Below are 7111 nucleotides of genomic sequence, written 5' to 3'. Positions count from 1 at the left end.
CCAGTGCAGCAACGTCTCCAACACGTGTGGCACGCGTGCGTGAGAGCGAGCGGCGGGCATGGATCGTGGTGCCACTGTTAGAGATTCCAGCCTGCACGTTTGTGTTGGCGCGGCACAGGCGCCAGGGAGGGAACGGGTTGAATCGTGGGATTGAGGATGGGATATGTGCCTGACCACTTACCAAGTCTTGGGCGGGAGTCGGCGAGTATGGAAAATGCGTAAAACCTGTAACCGGCTCTGGCGAACACGGTACGGAATCAAATAAGGGCGACCGGGGACAATCCACTCACGCGTTCCGGGTAGGCGCCCTTCGCGTCCCGAGGCGGGAAATCGGGTGAGGTGATCAACATTGTCGAGAATGGTCTGAACAAAGTCAGAGGCAGCCTTGGGATTTTCAAGGGCGATGTACGCGGCTTCCTCATCGAGATTCTTTAACGCGGTTTTCAGCCACTCAATGCGCATTGGCATTCCATTTTTCAGCAATGGCCCTGACTTCATCAGCCGACGCGAAGTCCCCCGCATCGGCCTCTTTCAGCGCTTGCTGGATTTGTTCTATTTGCCAGGCTTCCCGCGCGAGGTACTCGCGTAATGCATCCACCGCCAAGTAAGACTTGCTGCGGCCAGTCGCTTTGGCGAGGCTGGCGAGTGTGTCGGCGATTTCATCTGGGATGCGCAGTGACATGATGGACATGACAATCTCGAAGTAGTGATTTGTAGTGCAACATACTACAGCGTCATACTCGCGGCGATTTGCCGTTCGTCTATCGAACTGTCCAACTGATTTTTTCAAGGAAGAACAATGACCATCAGACAAACTTTTGTCCTTGCCCTCGGTTTCCTGTCAATCACCACTCAAGCTCAGGCCGCCTGCACCACCCAGAGTTTCGACGGCACATCCATGTCGCGCTGCAACGTCTGGCCGGCCTTCCCGAGTCAGGCGATCTCGGTGAAATCCACCTACCTTGCCGATTCCGGCGGCGATGATGCCGGGGTATTCGACCTGGACCTGTCGATCGTCAATGCCAGTACTTACAACCCCATCGCCAGTTACCGTAAACCGGGCGCTTACAACTCCGATGCTGTGCGCTTGGATGATCTGCGTATCGACACCGCCCGTTATCGACTGGCGCCGCAGGTTCGGGCTTTTGGTCTGCGTTCAATGTTCGCGCACAGTTCCCACGCCATTCCCTACGAGAAAACCGATCTGGCGCTGTACGTGCGCGAAGGCAATGAGTTGCGTCCGGTGCTGGAGGGCCTGGTGGTCGCCAAGAACAACGGCGAGTTCATCAATGATTGCGAAGGCTATACCAAGACCATTCGCCGAACCGTCGAGATCGGCCCTTCCAGCCATCATGGCCTGGCCGATTTGATCGTCACCACCAACGGCAGCAAGATGAAAAATACGCAGTCGGGTAAGGAGTGTCTTTCCAAGACCACCCGTCTGAAGCAAAAACAGATCACCCTGACCTACGACGGCCAGCAATACATCGTCCCCGAAGACCTCAGAGGTTACTGAACCGATGCTCACCGGCCTCAACCACCTGACCCTGGCGGTCAGCGATGTGGATCGCAGCCTGGCGTTTTATCACGAGCTGCTGCAACTGCGCGTCGAAGCGACATGGGACGCCGGTGCCTACCTGTCGCTGCCGGGGCTGTGGTTGTGTCTGTCACTCGATCCGCAGCGCCTGTCAGCGCCCGCCGTCGATTACACCCATTACGCGTTCAGCCTCGGCGAGGTGGATTTTCCGCACTTCGTCCAGCGGCTAAAAGCGGCCAACGTGCAGCAATGGCGGGACAACCGCAGCGAAGGTGCATCGTTCTACTTTCTCGACCCTGATGGCCACAAGCTCGAAGTCCACGTCGGTGATCTGGCCTCGCGACTGGCAGCGTGTCGGTTCAAACCGTACTCCGGCATGCGTTTTTACGACGAGTCATGATCAGACACATTTGTCTGTTATAGACTGGCCACCACGTGTAATGGCCCCGTGCAGGTTTTCCATGACTCCATCGTTGTTACTGGCCGTGCTGGCCTCGGGTTTCATCTATGGCATCACGCCGGGTCCTGGCGTGCTGGCGGTGTTCGGTATTGGCGCGGCCCACGGACGGCGGGCCGGGGCCGGTTTTCTCTGCGGGCATCTGCTCGGCGATGTGGTCTGGTGCAGCACCGCGCTGATCGCCATTGTCGGCGCCCGGGAAATCGGCAGCACTGCGTTCGATGTGCTCGGCGTGCTCAGCGGTTTGTACCTGTTCTGGCTTGGCTGGCGTGCAGTGCGTGCTCAGCGTCGCAGCGGTGACGAACCGCAAGGCGCGGCGCGCCAGCCGTTCTGGCACGGTATTGTGTTCGGTCTGACCAATCCCAAGGCGTACCCGGTGGCAGTCGCGACGTTCACCGCGCTGCTGTCGAGCCGCGCTGAATTGCTGAACTGGTCGATGCTGCCGGCGCTGATCGCCCTGAGCTTCCTCGGCGGACTGCTGGCCTACGCTATCCTGATTGGCGTGGTCGGCGCGCAGCGCGTGCGGACGCTGTATCAGCGTCACGAATTGCTGATCACGCGGTTGTGTGGCGTGATGTTCATCGGTTTCGCCATCAACGCGCTGATGCATGCGCTGCCGGGGCTGATGCCGAACAAAGCTTGAAGGTGTGTGCAGGGATGCGCAATCAAGAGGTCACGGATGGTTGATCAGTGCTGCATTACCCGGACACCCACGCTGAACCATGGAAAGCCGAAATTCCGCGCCGTTGGCGAGTTTTATTGATTTATTGCTGGATGCCGTTTGCGCGGTCGACAAGCAGGGCCGTTTCGTTTTTGTCAGCGCTGCTTGCGAGCGGATCTTCGGTTACACGCCTGAAGAGCTGATCGGCCGGCAAATGATCGAACTGGTGCACCCGGCCGACCGTCAGCGCACCCTGGCCGCCGCCCATGAAATCATGGGTGGTGACCCCAAACACAACTTCGAAAACCGCTACGTGCGCAAGGATGGCAGCGTCGCCCATATCCTCTGGTCGGCACGCTGGTCGGAAGTCGATCAACTGCGCATTGCCGTGGCCCGCGACATCACCGAACGCAAGCAGGCCGAATCCCGGCAGGCGGCGTTGTATGCGATCTCGGAGGCGGCGCACGTGGCAGAGGATTTGCTGGCGCTGTTCAAGCGCATTCACCTGATCATTGGCGAATGGCTACCGGCGCTGAACTTCTCCGTGGCGCTGTACGACGAACATTGCGCCAAGCTGAATTTCCCTTACCACGTCGATGACAACGAATTGCAGCCCGAGCAACCGGGCACGGTCACCGGACGTCTGTGCACGCAAGTGATCCGCAGCGGTCAACCGATCCTGCTGACACCGGACAGTCCCGATGCCTCTCCCGAATTCGCTGCGCTGGTGGCCGGGCAGGATTCACCCTGCTGGCTCGGCGTGCCGTTGCACTCGAAAAACGGCACCATCGGCGCACTGATCGTAAAGAGCCTGCCCGGCGGCGAGCGCTACACCGAGCAGGACAAGGAACTGCTGCAATACGTCTGTGCCCAGGTCGCGACTGCCATCGAGCGCCAGCAATTGCATGCACGGCTCAAGCGCATGGCGCAGTACGACCAACTGACGCAGTTGCCCAATCGCGAATTGCTCCGGGATCGCCTCAAATCTGCGCTGGCCAGTGCCCGGGAAGCGTCGGGCAACATGGCGCTGCTGTATGTCGATCTGGATCGCTTCAAGCAGGTCAATGACACCTTTGGTCACGCCGTTGGCGACATGCTGTTGCAAACCGTGGCCAACCGGTTGAAGGGGTGCGTGCGCGAGACCGATACCGTCGCGCGCATCGGTGGCGATGAGTTCATCGTGCTGCTGCACAGCGTTCACGTCGCGGAAGATGCCGACAGCGTGGCGCAGAAAATCCGCCAGGTGCTGGTACAACCGATGCGTCTGGACGGTCACAACCTGCACATCGAACCGAGCATCGGTGTCGCCCGTTACCCGGAACACGGCAGTGAAGAACAACAGCTGTTTCGCCACGCCGATCAGGCCATGTACACGGCGAAACGCTTGAACCATCGGGCGCTGGATATCTGATCGGCGGCGCGCCGTTCGTCGCGACATCGGCAACTTTTCTAAACCTTTGCCGCCCAGAAAATTCTCAATTCAGGTGGGCAGTTGCTCGCGACGATCAATACCAAGAGGTAGAGAATCATGCCTAATTCAAGAAACTCGAACTCGGGAAACTTCGCTAACGATCGAACGAAGGCGTCTGAAGCCGGTCGCAAAGGTGGGAAAACCACCACCACGACCGTCGATAAAGAGCCTGCGAAAACCGAAATGGGCCGCAAGCCCGCTCAAAAATCGAAGTAAGTGAAGGTTGTTTTGATTGAGAGGCGGGGGCGTAAGCTCCCGCTTGAATTTCGAATGAAGGAGGGCGCGACCATGAGCCGGATGGCCACCCGTATACGTAACGCTGTTTTTGCACCTGTGTCGGGCCTGCTGTTGAGCGTGTGTGCCACTGGCGTTTTTGCCCAGTCGCCCACCGATTTCATCAACGATGCCTCAGCCAAAGGCATGGCCGACATCGAGGCCAGTCGTCTGGCCCACAGCAAGGCCGAATCGAAAGAGGTCAAGGACTACACCATCGTCGTGATCAACGACCGCACCACGGCCAATCAGCACCTGGCGAAAATCGCCAAGAAGCTTGATCTGCCGGTGGCGCCCCGTGAAGAACTCGCCGACAAGGCCAAGGAATTGATGCCGCAGGTGACCGACGGCCCTTCTTTCGATCAGGCCTATGCCGCCAGCCAGGTCAAAGCCACTGAAGAGGCCATCGAGCAGATTCAGCAGGAGGCACAAAACACTGACGTGCCGGAAATCAAAGCCTTCGCGGATGAAACGTTACCCAAGCTGCAAAGCCATCTGCAAATGGCTCGCCAATTACAGGCCAGCCGTTGATCAAGATATAAAGATCGCAGCACTCGACAGCTCCTGCACTCTTCCTGCAGGAGCTGCCGAAGGCTGCGATCTTTTGCTTTTATCTGACCATCAGCACTCATTCAGATCCTGTTTCGACTTGCTCTTCTCGCCCAGCCCCTCAAGATTGAACACTTCCCCTTCGCCCAACGCACGGTAATGCCTGCGCAGCGCTTCCAGTTGCTTCAAATCCAGCGCCTCCAGCCCGAGCATCGCGTTCTGCGCCTCTTTGGTCACCAACAGCAATTCGTCGATCTTCAAATGCAGGATGTCGGTGTCGCGGTTTTGGGTGTTCTGGATCAGGAACACCATCAGAAAGGTGATGATGGTCGTCGAGGTATTGATGATCAGTTGCCAGGTGTCGTTGTAATGAAAAATCGGCCCACTCAAGCCCCACAGTCCAATCAGGATCAGCGCCCCCATAAACGTCTTGGGGCTACCGGCCCACAGGGCGAGTTTCTGAGAGATTTTCGCGAATTTCATTGCCGTGTTCCTCATTGGGAATGCCTGAAATTCAGACAGTGACGGCGGGATGAAAATTCTACCGGTGGCGCATCTGTCCCTGAGAAACCGGTCTTTTGACCGGCATTCTCACGAGTACGCTATGCCTTGAGCTCGACGTCGACCTGCCAATCGAAATACCCCACGGCCTCACACTGTTGATTGACCAGCATGAAGCTCAAGTGGCAGTGGGCAGTGCCGCTGTTTTTCGGTGTGCAGATCCAGAGGTGATCATCGGCGTTCTTGCTGCCCGGTTCAGCCGGGTTGTCCGGATTGGGGGCGGGCACCGTCAGGTTGGTGTGGACCTCCAGCCGCGGATCGGACAAGGCGTCGCCATCAGCGGTCAGGGCGTACATGACAACGCTGTGTTCTGCGATCAGGCTGACGGATCTTGCGCGCACATGCAGGTCACGATCAATGCCCCCCGTAATCGTCAATTTACTGTCATTTATGACTATTTTTTTCGAGTTGTCATTCGTGGCGAAAAAGATGAAGCCGTCGGCAATGCTTGTCGGCGCAGTAGCGTCCAGACTGGGATTCGGATACCGGGAAAGCACGGATTCGGCATCGACGATCAGCAGCACATTTTGTGCGCTGGTGGCGCCGGAGGAGTGGGAACGGATCGGTTCGCTGGTCATCATGGATTCCTTTCATGATGGTGGCTCAAGGCGACAGCCGCTTCGGTCAAGGCAACGCATCCTGTTCCGGCCGGGGCGGCGACGGATCGGTAAAGCCCCTCGTTGCCAAGGGGCTCGACGCATCATCAGTTGTGGATCGAGATGAATGGGTCCCACGAGCAGCAGCCGATGATCTGGCAGTTGCGGTCAACGATCAGGAAGTGGAAGTGATAGGTCACGCGACCGCAGTCCAGGGTCTCGGATGACCAGTAATGGTTATCGACTTTCTGGCAGCTCGGCACGGATGGATTGCTGGTGTTCGGCACCGCCACACAGGCGCTGGCCTTGCGTGGCGAGGGTGGGGAGATCAGGTCGGCGCCGGCGTTGCCAATGAATTTGTAGAAGATCACCGCCTGTTCGAAGCTCTGCGACAGACTGGTTTCACGCCAGCGGATCAGGTCGCCGACCTGCGCCTTGAGATCCAGTTCGCCACCGGCCTGACCGCTGACGACGTTGTCCTGATTGGTAACCATGTACACATGTTTCCAATCGATCAGCGTCGGATTTTTCGGGTCCTTGCTGATGTTTGGATACTTTTTCAGAATGGTTTCGGTGTCGATGGAAACCAGAATATCTGTCACTCGAGACATGGTAATGCTCCTTTTTCATAGTGAACGCCGGCCCGCAGTCCAGGCACGACGACGCTTGCTTGCCGTATGGCGTTTGCGAGCACACTACTGGGGGGAACCCACCGGTCACGAGAGATGAGCAGGCCGTGCTCCTTGCACGAAATCGTCTGATCGGGTTCCTTCCGATTGCCGCCACTTGACTATAGGTTTGTTTTTTTAGCTGTCAAAATCGCTTTTATGCGACTCGACGGACGGTCGCAGCATTCATAACGACCAATCGGTCGGCGATAAGCCGGTGCGGTGATCTGACATCGTTTGCAATCAGTCGCTGTGGAACTGCCCGCTGCGCTGCCTGTATCGTGACGAACCGCTGCCATGCCCCCGACAGGAGAACGCAATGAGTTGGTCCGCCAGAC

At 57.8% G+C, this 7111-nt stretch carries 11 protein-coding genes; 6 read left to right on the top strand and 5 right to left on the bottom strand.

Annotated elements, in window-relative coordinates; all coding sequences use genetic code 11:
* Positions 1–177: 177 nt before the first annotated feature.
* Together DBR24_RS04290 and DBR24_RS04285 are read right to left on the bottom strand one after the other, a co-directional pair.
* The gene (locus DBR24_RS04290) at positions 178–462 is read right to left on the bottom strand and encodes a type II toxin-antitoxin system RelE/ParE family toxin (RefSeq protein ID WP_128614018.1); all 285 of its coding nucleotides are present in this window, start codon (positions 460–462) and stop codon (positions 178–180) included.
* The gene (locus DBR24_RS04285; protein WP_128614016.1) at positions 452–691 is read right to left on the bottom strand and encodes a CopG family ribbon-helix-helix protein; all 240 of its coding nucleotides are present in this window, start codon (positions 689–691) and stop codon (positions 452–454) included. Before DBR24_RS04285 ends, DBR24_RS04290 begins: the two co-directional genes overlap by 11 nt.
* 108 nt (positions 692–799) lie before the next feature.
* Here DBR24_RS04285 and DBR24_RS04280 point away from each other — a divergent pair, with 108 nt between their 5' ends.
* From DBR24_RS04280 to DBR24_RS04255, 6 genes are all read left to right on the top strand, one after another.
* Complete coding sequence (locus DBR24_RS04280; RefSeq protein ID WP_128614015.1) at positions 800–1516, top strand: hypothetical protein; 717 nt, start codon at positions 800–802, stop codon at positions 1514–1516.
* Positions 1517–1520: 4 nt separating this feature from the next.
* Entirely contained in the window at positions 1521–1937 is a 417-nt protein-coding gene (gene fos, locus DBR24_RS04275; protein ID WP_123465400.1) for a fosfomycin resistance glutathione transferase, read from the top strand.
* A 61-nt stretch (positions 1938–1998) separates the two neighbouring features.
* Entirely contained in the window at positions 1999–2637 is a 639-nt protein-coding gene (locus tag DBR24_RS04270) for a LysE family translocator (RefSeq protein WP_128614013.1), read from the top strand.
* A gap of 79 nt (positions 2638–2716) precedes the next feature.
* Positions 2717–4066, top strand: coding sequence for a bifunctional diguanylate cyclase/phosphodiesterase (locus DBR24_RS04265; RefSeq protein ID WP_128614011.1), 1350 nt, complete (start codon positions 2717–2719; stop codon positions 4064–4066).
* Between the two features lie 117 nt (positions 4067–4183).
* A complete protein-coding gene (locus DBR24_RS04260; protein ID WP_003222499.1) occupies positions 4184–4342 on the top strand; it encodes a KGG domain-containing protein in 159 nt (52 codons plus the stop codon).
* A 72-nt stretch (positions 4343–4414) separates the two neighbouring features.
* Positions 4415–4930, top strand: coding sequence for a DUF4142 domain-containing protein (locus DBR24_RS04255; RefSeq protein ID WP_128614009.1), 516 nt, complete (start codon positions 4415–4417; stop codon positions 4928–4930).
* A gap of 90 nt (positions 4931–5020) precedes the next feature.
* On the opposite strand, the gene DBR24_RS04250 is transcribed toward DBR24_RS04255, so the two are convergent.
* The 3 genes from DBR24_RS04250 to DBR24_RS04240 all read right to left on the bottom strand — a co-directional run bounded on the left by DBR24_RS04250 (position 5021) and on the right by DBR24_RS04240 (position 6716).
* Positions 5021–5431, bottom strand: coding sequence for a low affinity iron permease family protein (locus tag DBR24_RS04250; protein WP_123465408.1), 411 nt, complete (start codon positions 5429–5431; stop codon positions 5021–5023).
* Positions 5432–5550: 119 nt separating this feature from the next.
* Positions 5551–6087, bottom strand: a complete 537-nt coding sequence (locus DBR24_RS04245) for an AidA/PixA family protein (protein ID WP_128614007.1) — start codon at positions 6085–6087, stop codon at positions 5551–5553.
* A gap of 125 nt (positions 6088–6212) precedes the next feature.
* The gene (locus tag DBR24_RS04240; protein WP_123465412.1) at positions 6213–6716 is read right to left on the bottom strand and encodes an inclusion body family protein; all 504 of its coding nucleotides are present in this window, start codon (positions 6714–6716) and stop codon (positions 6213–6215) included.
* Positions 6717–7111 lie beyond the last annotated feature (395 nt).

This window comes from Pseudomonas sp. HMWF006 (assembly GCF_003061205.1).
Classification (GTDB): domain Bacteria; phylum Pseudomonadota; class Gammaproteobacteria; order Pseudomonadales; family Pseudomonadaceae; genus Aquipseudomonas; species Aquipseudomonas monsensis.
This window is presented reverse-complemented; position numbering and strand designations above follow the sequence as displayed.